Annotated in this window: 13 protein-coding genes, 3 tRNA genes and 1 pseudogene; 10 read left to right on the top strand and 7 right to left on the bottom strand. The window is 54.2% G+C overall.

All coding sequences use genetic code 11. The features are described 5' to 3' along the window. The first annotated feature begins 50 nt into the window (after positions 1-50). Entirely contained in the window at positions 51-1,259 is a 1,209-nt protein-coding gene (locus tag ACMGGR_RS18405; protein WP_246760967.1) for an MFS transporter, read from the top strand. A 52-nt stretch (positions 1,260-1,311) separates the two neighbouring features. On the opposite strand, the pseudogene ACMGGR_RS18400 reads toward ACMGGR_RS18405, so the two are convergent. The 3 genes and pseudogenes from ACMGGR_RS18400 to ACMGGR_RS18390 all read right to left on the bottom strand — a co-directional run bounded on the left by ACMGGR_RS18400 (position 1,312) and on the right by ACMGGR_RS18390 (position 4,196). Next, positions 1,312-1,779 (bottom strand): annotated as a pseudogene (locus tag ACMGGR_RS18400) (YbaK/EbsC family protein). Between the two features lie 104 nt (positions 1,780-1,883). Continuing rightward, the gene (gene fhuF / locus ACMGGR_RS18395; RefSeq protein WP_414147529.1) at positions 1,884-2,678 is read right to left on the bottom strand and encodes a siderophore-iron reductase FhuF; all 795 of its coding nucleotides are present in this window, start codon (positions 2,676-2,678) and stop codon (positions 1,884-1,886) included. Positions 2,679-3,101: 423 nt separating this feature from the next. Beyond that, positions 3,102-4,196, bottom strand: coding sequence for a GGDEF domain-containing protein (locus tag ACMGGR_RS18390; RefSeq protein WP_414147528.1), 1,095 nt, complete (start codon positions 4,194-4,196; stop codon positions 3,102-3,104). Positions 4,197-4,443: 247 nt separating this feature from the next. Here ACMGGR_RS18390 and ACMGGR_RS18385 point away from each other — a divergent pair, with 247 nt between their 5' ends. Both ACMGGR_RS18385 and ACMGGR_RS18380 read left to right on the top strand, forming a co-directional pair. After that, positions 4,444-4,728 carry a DUF1435 domain-containing protein gene (locus ACMGGR_RS18385; RefSeq protein ID WP_246760974.1) on the top strand — a complete coding sequence of 95 codons (285 nt, stop codon included), beginning with the start codon at positions 4,444-4,446 and terminating at the stop codon, positions 4,726-4,728. 53 nt (positions 4,729-4,781) lie between these two features. Continuing rightward, a complete protein-coding gene (locus ACMGGR_RS18380) occupies positions 4,782-5,024 on the top strand; it encodes a hypothetical protein (protein ID WP_414147527.1) in 243 nt (80 codons plus the stop codon). Between the two features lie 49 nt (positions 5,025-5,073). Here the strand turns inward: ACMGGR_RS18380 and ACMGGR_RS18375 are convergent. The 4 genes from ACMGGR_RS18375 to rsmC all read right to left on the bottom strand — a co-directional run bounded on the left by ACMGGR_RS18375 (position 5,074) and on the right by rsmC (position 6,770). Beyond that, a tRNA-Leu gene (locus tag ACMGGR_RS18375) sits at positions 5,074-5,160 on the bottom strand. Positions 5,161-5,193: 33 nt separating this feature from the next. Next, positions 5,194-5,280 (bottom strand) — tRNA-Leu (locus ACMGGR_RS18370). Between the two features lie 31 nt (positions 5,281-5,311). Then, positions 5,312-5,398 (bottom strand) — tRNA-Leu (locus ACMGGR_RS18365). A 337-nt stretch (positions 5,399-5,735) separates the two neighbouring features. Continuing rightward, complete coding sequence (rsmC, locus tag ACMGGR_RS18360; RefSeq protein ID WP_414147526.1) at positions 5,736-6,770, bottom strand: 16S rRNA (guanine(1207)-N(2))-methyltransferase RsmC; 1,035 nt, start codon at positions 6,768-6,770, stop codon at positions 5,736-5,738. A 106-nt stretch (positions 6,771-6,876) separates the two neighbouring features. Here rsmC and ACMGGR_RS18355 point away from each other — a divergent pair, with 106 nt between their 5' ends. From ACMGGR_RS18355 to ACMGGR_RS18325, 7 genes are all read left to right on the top strand, one after another. Beyond that, a complete protein-coding gene (locus ACMGGR_RS18355) occupies positions 6,877-7,296 on the top strand; it encodes a DNA polymerase III subunit psi (RefSeq protein ID WP_246760979.1) in 420 nt (139 codons plus the stop codon). After that, positions 7,259-7,699: a ribosomal protein S18-alanine N-acetyltransferase gene (gene rimI, locus ACMGGR_RS18350; protein ID WP_246760981.1), complete on the top strand. Its 441-nt coding sequence runs from the start codon at positions 7,259-7,261 to the stop codon at positions 7,697-7,699. The genes ACMGGR_RS18355 and rimI overlap by 38 nt, the downstream gene beginning before the upstream one ends. 9 nt (positions 7,700-7,708) lie before the next feature. Further along, a complete protein-coding gene (yjjG, locus tag ACMGGR_RS18345) occupies positions 7,709-8,389 on the top strand; it encodes a pyrimidine 5'-nucleotidase (protein WP_414147525.1) in 681 nt (226 codons plus the stop codon). Between the two features lie 860 nt (positions 8,390-9,249). Continuing rightward, positions 9,250-9,759, top strand: coding sequence for an SH3 domain-containing protein (locus ACMGGR_RS18340; RefSeq protein ID WP_281434647.1), 510 nt, complete (start codon positions 9,250-9,252; stop codon positions 9,757-9,759). 21 nt (positions 9,760-9,780) lie between these two features. Then, entirely contained in the window at positions 9,781-10,272 is a 492-nt protein-coding gene (tssJ, locus tag ACMGGR_RS18335) for a type VI secretion system lipoprotein TssJ (RefSeq protein WP_414148994.1), read from the top strand. Between the two features lie 19 nt (positions 10,273-10,291). Continuing rightward, the gene (gene tssK / locus ACMGGR_RS18330; RefSeq protein WP_414147524.1) at positions 10,292-11,632 is read left to right on the top strand and encodes a type VI secretion system baseplate subunit TssK; all 1,341 of its coding nucleotides are present in this window, start codon (positions 10,292-10,294) and stop codon (positions 11,630-11,632) included. A gap of 17 nt (positions 11,633-11,649) precedes the next feature. Continuing rightward, positions 11,650-12,870, top strand: a complete 1,221-nt coding sequence (locus ACMGGR_RS18325; RefSeq protein WP_414147523.1) for a DotU family type VI secretion system protein — start codon at positions 11,650-11,652, stop codon at positions 12,868-12,870. Position 12,871: the final 1 nt, after the last annotated feature.

The raw sequence follows: 12,871 nt of genomic DNA, 5'->3' as shown, positions 1-12,871 counted from the left end.
GCCGTCGTGACGGGCGGACCTTTGTCGTCTTTGAGACAGGAAGAATCATTATGTTTGACTGGACTTCGACACAGCGCAATGTGGCTTTCGCCAGTTTTGCCAGCTGGATGCTGGACGCCTTCGACTTTTTTATCCTGGTTTTTGTTTTAAGCGATATCGCGACGAATTTTCACGTCGGGGTTTCTGAAGTCTCGCTGGCGATTATGCTGACGCTGGCGGTAAGGCCGATTGGGGCGCTGCTGTTTGGTCGCCTGGCGGAGAAGTATGGCCGCCGCCCCATATTGATGATTAACATCACCCTGTTTTCGCTGTTCGAGCTGCTTTCCGCCTGGTCGCCGACGCTGGCTACCTTTCTTATTTTTCGCGTAATTTACGGTATCGCTATGGGCGGGGTCTGGGGCGTGGCGTCGTCGCTGGCGATGGAGACGATCCCCGATCGATCCCGCGGCCTGATGTCCGGTATTTTTCAGGCGGGTTATCCGGCGGGCTATCTGCTGGCCTCCATCATTTTTGGCCTCTGCTACAGCTACGTCGGCTGGCGTGGGATGTTCCTGATTGGCGCGATGCCGATTTTGCTGCTGCCGTTTATCTGGTTTAAGGTGCCGGAATCGCCGGTATGGCTGGCCGCCAGAGCGCGGAAGGAGAGCGTGGCGCTGCTGCCGGTGATACGCAAACACTGGAAGCTTTGCCTCTATCTGGTCGGCCTGATGGCCTGCTTTAACTTCTTTAGTCACGGTACGCAGGACCTTTATCCGACCTTCCTTAAGGTTCAGCACGGTTTCGATCCGCATACGGTCAGCCTGATTGCCATCGCTTACAACATTGCCGCGATGATGGGCGGCGTCTTTTTTGGTTCGCTGTCGGAAAAAATTGGCCGTAAGAAGGCGATGATGATTGCCGCGCTGCTGGCGTTGCCGGTACTGCCGCTGTGGGCTTTTTCAACCGGTTCGCTGACTATCGGCCTGGGCGCGTTTTTAATGCAGTTTATGGTGCAGGGCGCATGGGGCGTGGTGCCAACCTATCTTACCGAGCTGGTACCTGCCAATACGCGCGCGGTACTGCCGGGCTTTGTTTATCAGCTGGGTAACCTTATTGCTTCGGTTAACGCCACGCTACAGTCGCATATCGCCGAAGCGCACAACAACAACTATGGGCTGGCGATGGCGATAGTCGCCGGAACGGTTGCTGTGCTGATTGCGCTGATTGTCGCCTGCGGTAAGGAAACCAGAGGGATTGAGATCACCGCGCAGAAGAAATAGCGCGTCCGGCAACGTGGCTTGAAATCTGTCGCCATGTTGCCGAATCGCCGGATTATTGTGCTGGCTGGCAGACGTCAACCCAGGTCGCGTCGGTCAGTTCCGCCAGCAGCTGCGGCGAAATGCGCACCGCGCTGTAAATTGAACCGGCTGCCGGCAACACTTCCTCATACTGCTTCAGCGACAGGTCGCAAAAAACCGGCAAGGGCGTTTCCAGACCAAAAGGTCAGACGCCGCCAACGGGATGACCTGTCCAGCTGACTACCTCATCGCTGCTGAGCATGCGGGCCTTGCTGCCCAGCATCGCTTTCAGCTTACGATTATCCAGCCTTAAATCGCCGCAGGTGACAATCAATATCACCTGGTTTTTCACCTTTAGCGACAGCGTTTTGGCTATCTGACCGGGCTTCACGTGATGCGCACGCGCCGCCAGCGCCACCGTAGCGGTGCTTTCCGCCAGTTCAATAATACCGATATCCGGCGCGCGTTCGGCAAAGAACTGCCGTACAGACTCCAGGCTCATACTTCAGCTCCTTTACATTCAGGCCGATAAAGCTGCCACAGCACGAGCGGGCTGTAAACGGGGAACGGGAAAATGAGATATTTCGGGAACGGAGGCGGCGAAAATTAAACCGGCTTTAGCGTACAGTTACCACATTGCTGTACGGCGGGCAGGCGATAGCGCTGGCAGCAGGTGCGGCGCTGCATTTCGCCATCACGCGGCAGCATGGTGCGGTAGAAAGGATTATCGGAACCGTCAGAGAGCGAGCGTGAAAAGAAAAAGGCGTGTTCCAACTCGGCGTGCAGGCCTGCCCCAAGCAGCGGTGCCAGCTCACCCAGGAACCAGTGAACGGCAAATCCGCTGTTGCTCCAGATAAGCTTGCCGTTGATGTCGCCGTGCCGCTCGATACCTTCTACGGCGGGAATAAGAAACTGCTGGATCAGCCGGTCCATGCGGCGACGGGGACTAAGGTAACGCGCCTCTTCATATTCCTGCACATCAATCCAGAACGCGGCGGCACGGCCGGTTTCGTGGAACTCAACGTGGATATGTTCCGGCGAGCAGTCCAGCGCGCGGTTTTCCAGCAGCAGCGCCATCATCAGCGGCGGTAGAACCAGGCCAAAATACCACTGCGCCCAGAGCGATTGCAGCGGCTTGTTCTCCCTTGGCTGTTCGCCATGCTCCCGATAGATAAAATCGCTGTAAAGCGTATTAAGGCGAGAGAAATTCTCCGGCTGCGACCACTGCGCCAGCGTCATACAGCCTGCGGGAGCCGCCTCGTTTAGCCTGATGGTATCGAGAAAGTAGGCCCGATGCTCGCTGAACAGCGCGCGTAGCGAACCGGCCAGCGGTCGATGGCTCTGCAAAAATATCAGCGGGTGAGAGCCATACTCGGCGCTCTGATAACGGACGGTGCTCATGGGCTATTCCGCAATATCTGAGTGGGAAAACAAATGATAATCGTTCTTGATTGTATCTGAGGGTAGTGGAACGCACAAGCCGCATTTAGTGTGGCGATCCGGCGGGGCAGAGAGAAGCCATGCCGATTTGAATTAATATCGTTATAGCCGGTAAACAGACAACAGAATTTCCTGACCATTATTATGGGGATTTGCTTTTAGTTCGTTTTTTAGCAGGTAATAATGATTTTACTTAGGGAGGATTAATAACGACAGGCTTGCTGTTTACTTAACGGAAATATCCTCAGGCTACCGTCTCTGTCAAAATAAATATAGCGCGCGATGTTTTAATTCGCGAGACAATGCCGGCCCTGTACACAGGATAAATTAAGACAAATTGAGAAATGATTTTACCGATCTGAGGATTCAGATCGGCCAGGGAAATTAAAGCGCATCGGCCGGTTTTGCCAAATCTCCATGAGATAATTTTTCCCATGAAAGAATAGCATTACGGCCCCGATTTTTTACCACATAAAGGGCACGGTCGGCATTAGCCAGCGCGTCGGCAAAATTGTTGTCCACTATCGGCGCAAAACCCGCGCTGACGGTTACGTGCGTGGCGACCTGCTCATTGAACAGGTGCGGGATTTCCAGTTCCTGAATGTACTGGCGGATGCGCTCTGACAACTTCATCGCAATGGCTTCGTTAACGTTGGTCAGCAATACCAGGAACTCTTCACCACCATAGCGGGCGACAATGTCGCGTGAACGCACCGCATCGCGAATGGCAATCGACACTCGCGCCAGCGCCTGGTCGCCCATCGCATGCCCGTAGTTGTCGTTATAAGCCTTAAAGTGGTCGATATCCAGCATCAGGATATAGTGATTACCGCTATGATTTTCAAAAACATTTTTCAACCTGTTGTCCAGGCCGCGACGATTATAAAGCCCGGTCAGCGGGTCGAGCATACTCAAATCGCTCCAGCTTTGCTTCTCTTCATACAGCTGGCTGACCAGACGACGAGTAAAGCGGTCGCGCCGCCGTTGCAGGATATGATGCAGCGTAAAACCGACCAGCGGCAGCAGAATAGTAAACAGGATGAGCAGCGTATTTTGCCCACGATCCAGCACGATAACCGTCATGGAAGGCGGCAGGGTATGCAGGCAAAATGCCAGCAGATGATCGCTCAGCGCAACGGCGCCAATAAAGAAAGCGCTGAACAGGCTTATCAGCAGAAAGCTGTTGTCAAAATAAAAGACTAAATCAAAAGTCAGGACAATTTGCCACGCCCACAGCAGGCCGATTGCCAGCGAGGCGACATTTAATATCGGAAATTTAACTCTGGGCCGCAAAAGCATCCAGATTAACAGGAAGGCGCTAAAGGCGGCAATAATTAGCGCAGGAAAGCCGGATAAACCCTTACTTTGTTTTTTGCTGTAAATATAAAATAAAGACGCAGCGGTGTTTAAAACAAGGAATAACATCAGCGAAAGCCGATATTTGCTGTGAAGCAATTCATTATAGCTTTGTAATTTCATTCTTTTCTACTCATGACTGCCTGAATAGCATACGGTTGCCAGGAAAAAGGCAGAGCCGGGAATAGTTGCTGTAATTATTATAAGGTTTTTAGTGGGTACAGAAGCACTGACAATTTAACACTTAATAAGTGTGGTGTCATCTTTAAGCGTAATTATTAAACGGCAGGCAAACAATTCTTGCTGCAAAACGATAAAAGTTCTTATATGCTATTGGTAATCATTATCATTAAGAAGGGTGGGTGATACGATGCTGACGGCAATGATAACCGCCTGCGGATTATGGGGAGTGAGCTGGATGCTGGGCAAAAAACTTGATAGCGCGTGGGGCGTGCTGCTCCCTTGTGCAATCATCCCTTTGATTACGTTGCTAAATCTTTCTTTCAGCGAGTGGCGCATAGTGATGGTGATCGCGCTGCTGGCGACCGTGGTGATGCTGTATCACAAACGGCTACGGCACTATCTGCTGTTGCCTTCCTGTATTGCGCTGGCCGGCGGCATGGCGGCGATTTCGGTTAATTTCGGCATGCTTTAAATGATAAAAACAGGTGCGAAAAAGGGCCATGGAAAAATAAAGGCAAATTTTTATTGAGTGGGTTCAGACAGATCGAATCAGCAGGGAAAAGGTGGCTAATACACAATGAGAAACAGCATTGTGGTGCTTTAACAGGGAACGGTGAGAGCAAAAGAGATGGTTTAACAGGGAGCGATGAGAGTAAAAGTGATGGTTTAACAGGGAGCGGTAAGAGCAAAAGAGATGGTTTAACAGGAAACGGTAACAGTAAAGGAGATGGTGTAACAGGGAGCGGTGAAAGTAAAAATATGCTTTAACAGCGAGAGATTGTAACAGGGAAGGGAGAGCAGAAAAAGTTGTTCAACGTGGTGCGAAGAGAGGGACTTGAACCCTCACGTCCGTAAGAACACTAACACCTGAAGCTAGCGCGTCTACCAATTCCGCCACCTTCGCATCGTGTTGAACTGTCTATTCATATCACCGCATTGGTGCGAAGAGAGGGACTTGAACCCTCACGTCCGTAAGAACACTAACACCTGAAGCTAGCGCGTCTACCAATTCCGCCACCTTCGCGCAGTGCGCGTAACATGAATAACGTGGTTTTTGGTGCGAAGAGAGGGACTTGAACCCTCACGTCCGTAAGGACACTAACACCTGAAGCTAGCGCGTCTACCAATTCCGCCACCTTCGCGTACCGTCAACATAACAACGTTATATTGCAACCACGGAGGCGCATTCTAGAGATTTTCCCCGGCGCGTCAACAGTTATTTAACGTTGCTGCGGCGATCGCTGCAAAAAGCGGCATTTTACGAACGCACCCGTTCTTCGTGTAGAACTCTGCACACAAAGGCCACGTTTTTTGCCAGCGCCAGCGTCAGGCTCAGGGAACCCGGGCCGCTCGGAAAGACACAAAAGACGCCATCCCTGGCAGTTCGGGGCGCGGCGTCCCTGCCGCGATACGCTTTCCGATCGACCCGTGTTCCCCTCGCTTCAAATCCGGCATCCGCGTGAGGCAAAAAACCGCGAATCAGCGCTGAGCTTTTGCCGCGCGCGACCAGACGGCGCGATAAACCTTAAAGCGACCCGTCTGCGCCAGCACTTCATGGCTGCCGAAGGTTTCGTCCAGCACCTGGGCATAAGGCAGGAAGGCGTTCGCAACAATACGCAGCTCGCCGCCCATATTCAGATGCTTCGCCGCGCCGCGGATCAGCGTTTGCGCCGCGTCCAGGCTGGTCTGCATACCGTCATGGAATGGCGGGTTTGAGATAATCAGATCGAAACGGCCCTGCACCTCGGAATAAACGTTGCTGGCAAAAACATCGCCCTGCAAATCGTTAGCGGCCAGGGTAGCCTTACTGGCTTCCACCGCCGCCGCGCCTACGTCGGTCAGCGTCAGTCGCACTTTCGGCGAGAAACTCGCCAGCATGGCGGAAAGCACGCCTGCGCCGCAGCCTACGTCCAGCACTTTGCCTCTCATATGCGGCGTCAGCGTAGAAAGCAGCAGGTTACTGCCCGCATCCAGACCGTCACGGCTGAAGACGCCAGGCAGCGTTTTGATCGTCAGATCGCCCAGCTCATACTCATTCCAGTATGCTTTAGCATCGAACGTCGGCTGCTCGTCCAGACGACCATGGTAAAGTCCGCAGCGGCGCGCGCTGTCGATTTTATTCAGCTTCGCCCAGCCTTCTACAATCTGTTCTGCGCTACGCACGCCGCTGCGGTTCTCGCCAACGATAAACAGTTCGCTGCCCACGGGCAGTAAAGAAAGCAGGTTTTCCAGCTGGAACAGCGCTTCCGGCTTATTCTTTGGCCAGAAATAGACCAGCGTGTCGCAGTCGGCGACCATTTCCGGCGTCGCCACCAGGCCATAGCAGGCATGTTCACCCATCGTACGGCTGAGGATCTGCCAGTGATGATATTGCTGGGTATGTACCCGGCTCAGCGCGGTTTCCAGTTGGGCGGGCAGGTCATCCTGCAGATCGCCAGCAAACAGCACGCGGCGTTGAGTAAATTCATCACTGTGGCGCAGTATCACTTCACTGGCCGGGGTAAATGCGGACATCGGTGGCTCCTTACAAATCAGAGCGGCGATTATAGTGGTTTGTTGGCGCAGATTCGATGGGTTTGCTAGCATAGCGTCGCAATTGGGCGACCAGACGGGAAAAATGATGTCTTCCAGACGTGACTGGTTATTACAGCAGATGGGGATTACGCAATATACGCTGCGGCGTCCGCGCGCGCTGCACGGCGAGGTATCCATCTCATTGCCGGAGCAGACGCGACTGCTGATTGTGGCTGAGGTGCCGCCGCCATTAAGCGATCCGTTAATCCGCGACGTGCTTGCCGCCATGCTGGTGCGCGAGCACGAAGTGATGGCGCTGACGCCCGACCAGCTGGCGATGTTGCCCGATGAAACCCGCTGTATCAGCTGGTGCCTGGGGCTAAACGTGCCGGTAGCGGTTAACGGTTCTCAACTCGCTTCGCCCGTACTGGCGGAGCTTTATCACAATGCCGACGCCAAACGGGCGCTATGGCAGCAGATCTCCCACTATGAATCCGATTTCTTTACTGACGGCGCAAGATCTTGACCGTGCGTTTGCCATTGAACAGCGCAGCCACGCTTTTCCCTGGAGTGAAAAAACCTTTGCCAGCAATCAGGGCGAACGGTATCTGAACTATCGGCTGGATGTCGGCACGGAAATGGCGGCGTTCGCCATCACCCAGGTTGTGCTGGATGAAGCCACGCTGTTTAACCTGGCCGTCGATCCGGCATATCAGCGTCGGGGCCTTGGCCGCACGCTGCTGCAACATCTGATTTCCGAGCTTGAACAGCGCGGCGTGCTGACGCTGTGGCTGGAAGTTCGCGCCTCGAACCATGCTGCCATCGCGCTTTATCAGCAGCTGGATTTCAATGAGGTTTCGGTTCGCCGCAACTACTATCCCACCGCCGAGGGGAAAGAAGACGCCATCATTATGGCGCTAACAATTTAAGGGCCAGGCATGCTTAAAGAATGGGACTGGATTTTATTTGACGCCGACGACACGCTGTTTCACTTTGATGCGTTCGCCGGTTTACAGCGTCTTTTTCAACAGTACGACGTGGTATTCTCGCCGGATGATTATCAGGAATATCAGGCTGTTAATAAGCCGTTGTGGGTAGAGTATCAGAACGGGGCGATCACCGCCTTGCAGCTTCAGCACCAGCGTTTTCAAGGCTGGGCAGACAAGCTAAACGTTACCCCGCTTGATTTGAATAACGGCTTTTTAAGCGCGATGGGCGAGCTTTGCCTGCCGCTGACCGGCGCGGTCAATCTGCTTAACAGTTTGAAAGGCAAAGTAAAGATGGGGATTATTACCAACGGCTTTACGGCGTTACAGCAGGTTCGCCTGGAGCGTACCGGCTTCCTGGACTATTTCGATCTGCTGGTGATTTCGGAACAGGTTGGTCACGCCAAGCCGCATCCGGCCATTTTTGACTACGCGCTGGAAAAGATGGGCCAGCCGCCCCGTGAGCGGGTGATGATGGTGGGTGACAATCCCGATTCCGATATCCTCGGCGGCATGCGTGCCGGACTGGCAACCTGCTGGCTAAATGCGGATAACCGTCCTCTACCTGAGGGCATTAAACCAGACTGGCAGGTCGCTACGCTCTCTGAACTACAAGATATTCTTAACGCTTAAGTTTGCCTTTTTTGGTTTTTATCCCTCTCTAAAATCAAATGTGCGGCATTGGTATCGCTGTTATGCGGCCAGTTTGGCAAACAGCGATACATTATCCTTTTTATTTTTCCCTCAAAATTACTTCGCGCGACTATACCAAAGTCTAGTGCCAGCCCCGCCTGCGCATTTATAATATTTAGTTATTAAAAAAATTAATTTTAGTAGCTTATCTTGCTATTAAGGTTAACGGTTCGTCACCAGACAGGGAAAATTCCTGGAAAAAGCCCGCCATTCAGACAGAATTTACTTTATTTTTTAACATTAGAATCGCTAACGTTTTTGCGCGTTTGTGGCAAGCGTTGAATAATTGGAAGGACTCTGTAAACTTGCCGCAAATTTTCTCTCGAATGCTTACATTCTTACGGGCAGCCTGCTTCAGTGCTGGCTCGTGCGGTAGCTATGGTGGCGCGCGGCGTGGCGTAAAGATGAACGTTTTTCTCAGCTTACGCGCATTGCTACTATGAAATATCTGCAAATAATCAATAAAGAAAGTCTGAAAAAAAGTGTGTCAAACCTACTCGATTTCAAAACCCGAAGGTAGGGGAAATGCCTGAAGGCGTGCCTACGCGACGCAATTTATTTATGTGATAGCGGAAAAATCCATCACCTTGCTTGATAGTTAATCCGCTAATCGTTAGCCCGCCCATTTTGTGCGGGTTAACGCCAACTTACGGTTTTGTTAATGAAAGCCGTAACGCGCTGGACCAAACGACTCTTTATTACTCTGGCGCAACCAGCGCTAACCAGACCCTTTTTTATTCGGCGCGGTAACCATCGGGCCGACACGCATGTCTGTATACGCCTTTTTCAACCAACACTTCATGAGGACCCGGGTGAAAATTCAAATCGCATTAAGTCTGCTTTTTGTTCTGACGGTAGCGGGATGTAAAGCGCCACCGCCGCCAGTAACGGACGACACTATCGTTTCCAGCACCGTAGACGGCGTAAAGCTGACCTACCGCCATGCGGTACAGCCGCCAACTTCCTTTACGCCGATGGGTGAAGAGTACCGCGCGCTGTATGCCGCTTCGGTCATGACGCGCCCTGATTTCGGCGGCAAGCTGGTCAGCCATCTGGAAAACGGCAAGCCTTATACCGTTTTAGGCGCGGTGGAAAACAACTGGTTTGCCATTGCTGAACAGGGTGAAGAGCAGCTGATTGGCTACGTGCCGCTGCGCGCGGTCGTCAAAAGCGACCTGTACGACAAAACCGTTAAGGCAGATTCACGCCGCAAGCGCGCTCGCGCACCGGCGAAAAAAACCTGCGTGGCGGTAGATGGCGACAGCAAAGCTTGCCAGAACAGCAACAGCGGAACCTGGGTTATCGATTAATAAACGGGCCGACGGCCAGTAATTATGAACAGAAACTTTTTACGCCTGAGCTTTCAGGCGTTTTTCCTGATGGCATTTAGCGTGCTGACAGGCTGCACTTCGCACAGCGTACCCACTCATTACAGCCTGGTCTTCCAAAACTCTCCGCAGGTTAACAACGGCGCGCCGCTTAAGGTTCGCGTGTTGCTGCTGAGATCGGATGCCGATTTCATGTCTGCTGATTTTTATTCGTTGCAAAACAAAACTTCTGCCCTGTTAGGCGGGGCGTTGCTGAACAGCGAACAACTCTTCCTGATGCCTGGAAAAGGCAATAAAACCCTGCAAGGCCCTCTTCCTGCCGAGGCTCGCTATATCGGCGTGCTGGCGGAATATCAGACGCTCGACGGCAAAAAATGGCGTCTTGCGCTGCCGCTGCCCGTGGGCGCGGAAAAGCAATCGGTCTGGCAGCAGACGGATAACGAGCTGCGCGCCAGCCTTATCGCTAACGACAGCGGCCTGATCGCCGTTCACTGATGCCCAAACGGAACCCTTTATGAACAAAGCAGAAAAAGTGGTCTGGACCGAAGGCATGTTCCTGCGGCCACACCATTTTCAACAGGCGGAAAGCTATCAGCAAAGTCTACTGAATAACCAGATACAGGCTCAGCGGCCTTATCTGTGGGGCTTTCTGGACTGCGAAATTGACGAGGCCATGTTACGCCAGGGAAAAATTGCGCTGAGCTCGGCCAGCGGGCTGCTGCCTGACGGCACCTTTTTCTCTTTTCGTAACGGACGTGATGGCCCGCCGCCGCTGGTTATTCCTGAGAATCAGGGCAAAGAAAAGGTGGTGCTGGCACTGCCCGCGCGCCGCAACGGTCGTGAAGAGGTTATCTTTGCTGAGACCGCCGACTCGCTGGCTCGCTATGTGACTTTCGAGCAGGAAGTGGACGACTGTAACGCGCTCTCGGTCAGTCCGGCTGCCGTGCAGTTTGGCAAGTTGCGCCTGCGGCTGATGCTGGAAAGCGAGCTGTCCGCCGAATGGACGGCGATGGCCGTAGTGAAGGTGGTAGAGAAACGCAACGGCCAGGTACGCCTGGACAACAGCTACATTCCGCCAATGCTGAACTGCGCCGCCAGCCCGCAGCTTTACGATTATCTCAACGATATGCCGGGCCTGCTGCAACAGCGCAGCCAGCAGATTGGCCAGCGCCTGCAGCAGCCGGGCCGCTTCAACACCGCTGATATGCTCGACTTTATGCTGCTGGCGCTGGTTAACCACCATCTGGGCCACGTTAGCCATTTGAGAAATTTGCCGCTGCTGCATCCTGAACAGCTGTTCGCCAACTGGCTGGCATTTGCCTGCGAGCTGGCAACCTATACGCCGCAGCGTTTTCCTGATGCGTCGTTGCCGGTTTATGACCACGACGACCTGGCATGGTGCTTCGGCAAGCTGATGCTGATGCTGCGCCAGGGCTTATCGCAGGTGCTGGAAGAGAATGCCATTCAGCTACCGCTGACCGAACGCTCACACGGCCTGAACGTGGCTACCGTGCCCGAAACGTCGATGGTACGCGAGTTTGGCTTTGTGCTGGCGGTACGGGCCAACGTGCCGGCCGATACGCTGCTGACCCATTTCCCGGCGCAGATGAAGGTCGCGCCGGTGACTAAAATCCGCGATCTGGTTCAGCTGCAGCTGCCGGGCATGATCCTGCGCGCAATGTCGGTTGCGCCGCCGCAGATCCCGTGGCACGCCGGCTACAGCTATTTCGAGCTGGATAAGGGCAGCGAGCTTTGGCAGGAAATGGAAAAATCCGGCACCTTCGCACTCCATCTCGCCGGGGATTTTCCGGGACTTGCCATGGAGTTTTGGGCCATTCGTAGTCATTCAGCCTGACGTCAGGAGCAACAAACATGGAGCAACGACAGGCCACCGTACAGGGTGCCAGCAGCCTGAATCCGCTGGTTGCGGCCGCTAACCCTTTGCTGAACGCTATTCCGCAGATCCGCCATTCGGTTACCCATGCCGATCCTGCCGGACTGCGCCAGCGTTTGATCGACGAAATGCGCCAGTTTGAAATGAGCTGCCAGCGCGCCGGACTGCCTTATGAAGTGATTATCGGCGCACGCTACTGCCTCTGTACCGCCATTGACGAAGCGGCGGCGCTGACGCCGTGGGGCAGCCGTGGCGTCTGGCCAGGCCAGGGGCTGCTGGTCACCTTTCATAACGAAACCTGGGGCGGCGAAAAGTTTTTCCAGCTGCTGGCCAAGCTATCGCAGAATCCGCGCGAGCAGATAGTCCTGCTGGAACTGCTGAACTACTGCCTGCAGCTGGGCTTCGAAGGGCGTTATCGCGTGCTGGACAACGGGCGTTCGCAGCTGGAGACGATTAAAAGCCGTCTGCTGCAAATGATCCGCTCGGTGCGCGGCGGCTACGCGCCGCCGCTTTCTGTGCATCCTGAAGATCATCCGGTAACGCGCAAGCTATGGCGTCCGGTGGTGCCGCTGTGGGCCTGCACCGCGCTGGTCGGTTTCCTGGCCTGTCTGCTCTATATCCTGCTGAACTGGCGGCTCGGCGACGCCACCAGTCCGGTCCTGGCGGCGGTCTATCAAACGCCGCTGCCTGAAGTAACCATTCACAATCCCGCGCCGCCTGCGCCACCCGCGCTAAACCTGAAGGCTTTCCTTAAGCCGGAAATCGACGAAGGGCTGGTCTCGGTGAAAGACGAAGCGGATCAAAGCGTGGTGACGCTGAAAGGCGATGGCCTGTTTACATCGGGTTCTACCGCCGTGCGTGGACGCTATGAAGAAGTGTTAGACCGCATTGCGCAGGCGATGAACAACGTCAGCGGCCGCATCCTGGTAATTGGTTACAGCGACAACGTGCCGATCCGCAGCGCTCGCTTCGCTTCTAACTATGAACTGTCGCTGGCCAGGGCGAAATCGGTGCAGGAACGCCTGCAGCAGACGCTAAGCCAGCCTGCACGCGTGAAGGCGGAAGGGCGGGGTGAAAGCAATCCGCTGGTGCCTAATACGACTGCCGCCAACCGCGCGCGCAACCGCCGCGTCGATATCACGCTGCTGGTTTCTCCCGATAACACCCGCGCGGAACTGACGTCGCAGCAAGGAAATTAAC

Source organism: Erwinia sp. BNK-24-b, assembly GCF_047456155.1.
In the GTDB taxonomy this organism is placed as follows: domain Bacteria; phylum Pseudomonadota; class Gammaproteobacteria; order Enterobacterales; family Enterobacteriaceae; genus Erwinia; species Erwinia phyllosphaerae.
This window is presented reverse-complemented; position numbering and strand designations above follow the sequence as displayed.

Excerpts from the sequence above, each read along its gene's own strand:
- ACMGGR_RS18405 (WP_246760967.1), top strand. The coding sequence starts at position 51 with ATGTTTGACTGGACTTCGACACAGCGCAATGTGGCTTTCGCCAGTTTT.
- fhuF (WP_414147529.1), bottom strand. The coding sequence starts at position 2,678 with ATGAGCACCGTCCGTTATCAGAGCGCCGAGTATGGCTCTCACCCGCTG.
- ACMGGR_RS18390 (WP_414147528.1), bottom strand. The coding sequence starts at position 4,196 with ATGAAATTACAAAGCTATAATGAATTGCTTCACAGCAAATATCGGCTT.
- ACMGGR_RS18385 (WP_246760974.1), top strand. The coding sequence starts at position 4,444 with ATGCTGACGGCAATGATAACCGCCTGCGGATTATGGGGAGTGAGCTGG.
- rsmC (WP_414147526.1), bottom strand. The coding sequence starts at position 6,770 with ATGTCCGCATTTACCCCGGCCAGTGAAGTGATACTGCGCCACAGTGAT.
- ACMGGR_RS18355 (WP_246760979.1), top strand. The coding sequence starts at position 6,877 with ATGTCTTCCAGACGTGACTGGTTATTACAGCAGATGGGGATTACGCAA.
- rimI (WP_246760981.1), top strand. The coding sequence starts at position 7,259 with ATGAATCCGATTTCTTTACTGACGGCGCAAGATCTTGACCGTGCGTTT.
- yjjG (WP_414147525.1), top strand. The coding sequence starts at position 7,709 with ATGCTTAAAGAATGGGACTGGATTTTATTTGACGCCGACGACACGCTG.
- ACMGGR_RS18340 (WP_281434647.1), top strand. The coding sequence starts at position 9,250 with ATGAGGACCCGGGTGAAAATTCAAATCGCATTAAGTCTGCTTTTTGTT.
- tssK (WP_414147524.1), top strand. The coding sequence starts at position 10,292 with ATGAACAAAGCAGAAAAAGTGGTCTGGACCGAAGGCATGTTCCTGCGG.
- ACMGGR_RS18325 (WP_414147523.1), top strand. The coding sequence starts at position 11,650 with ATGGAGCAACGACAGGCCACCGTACAGGGTGCCAGCAGCCTGAATCCG.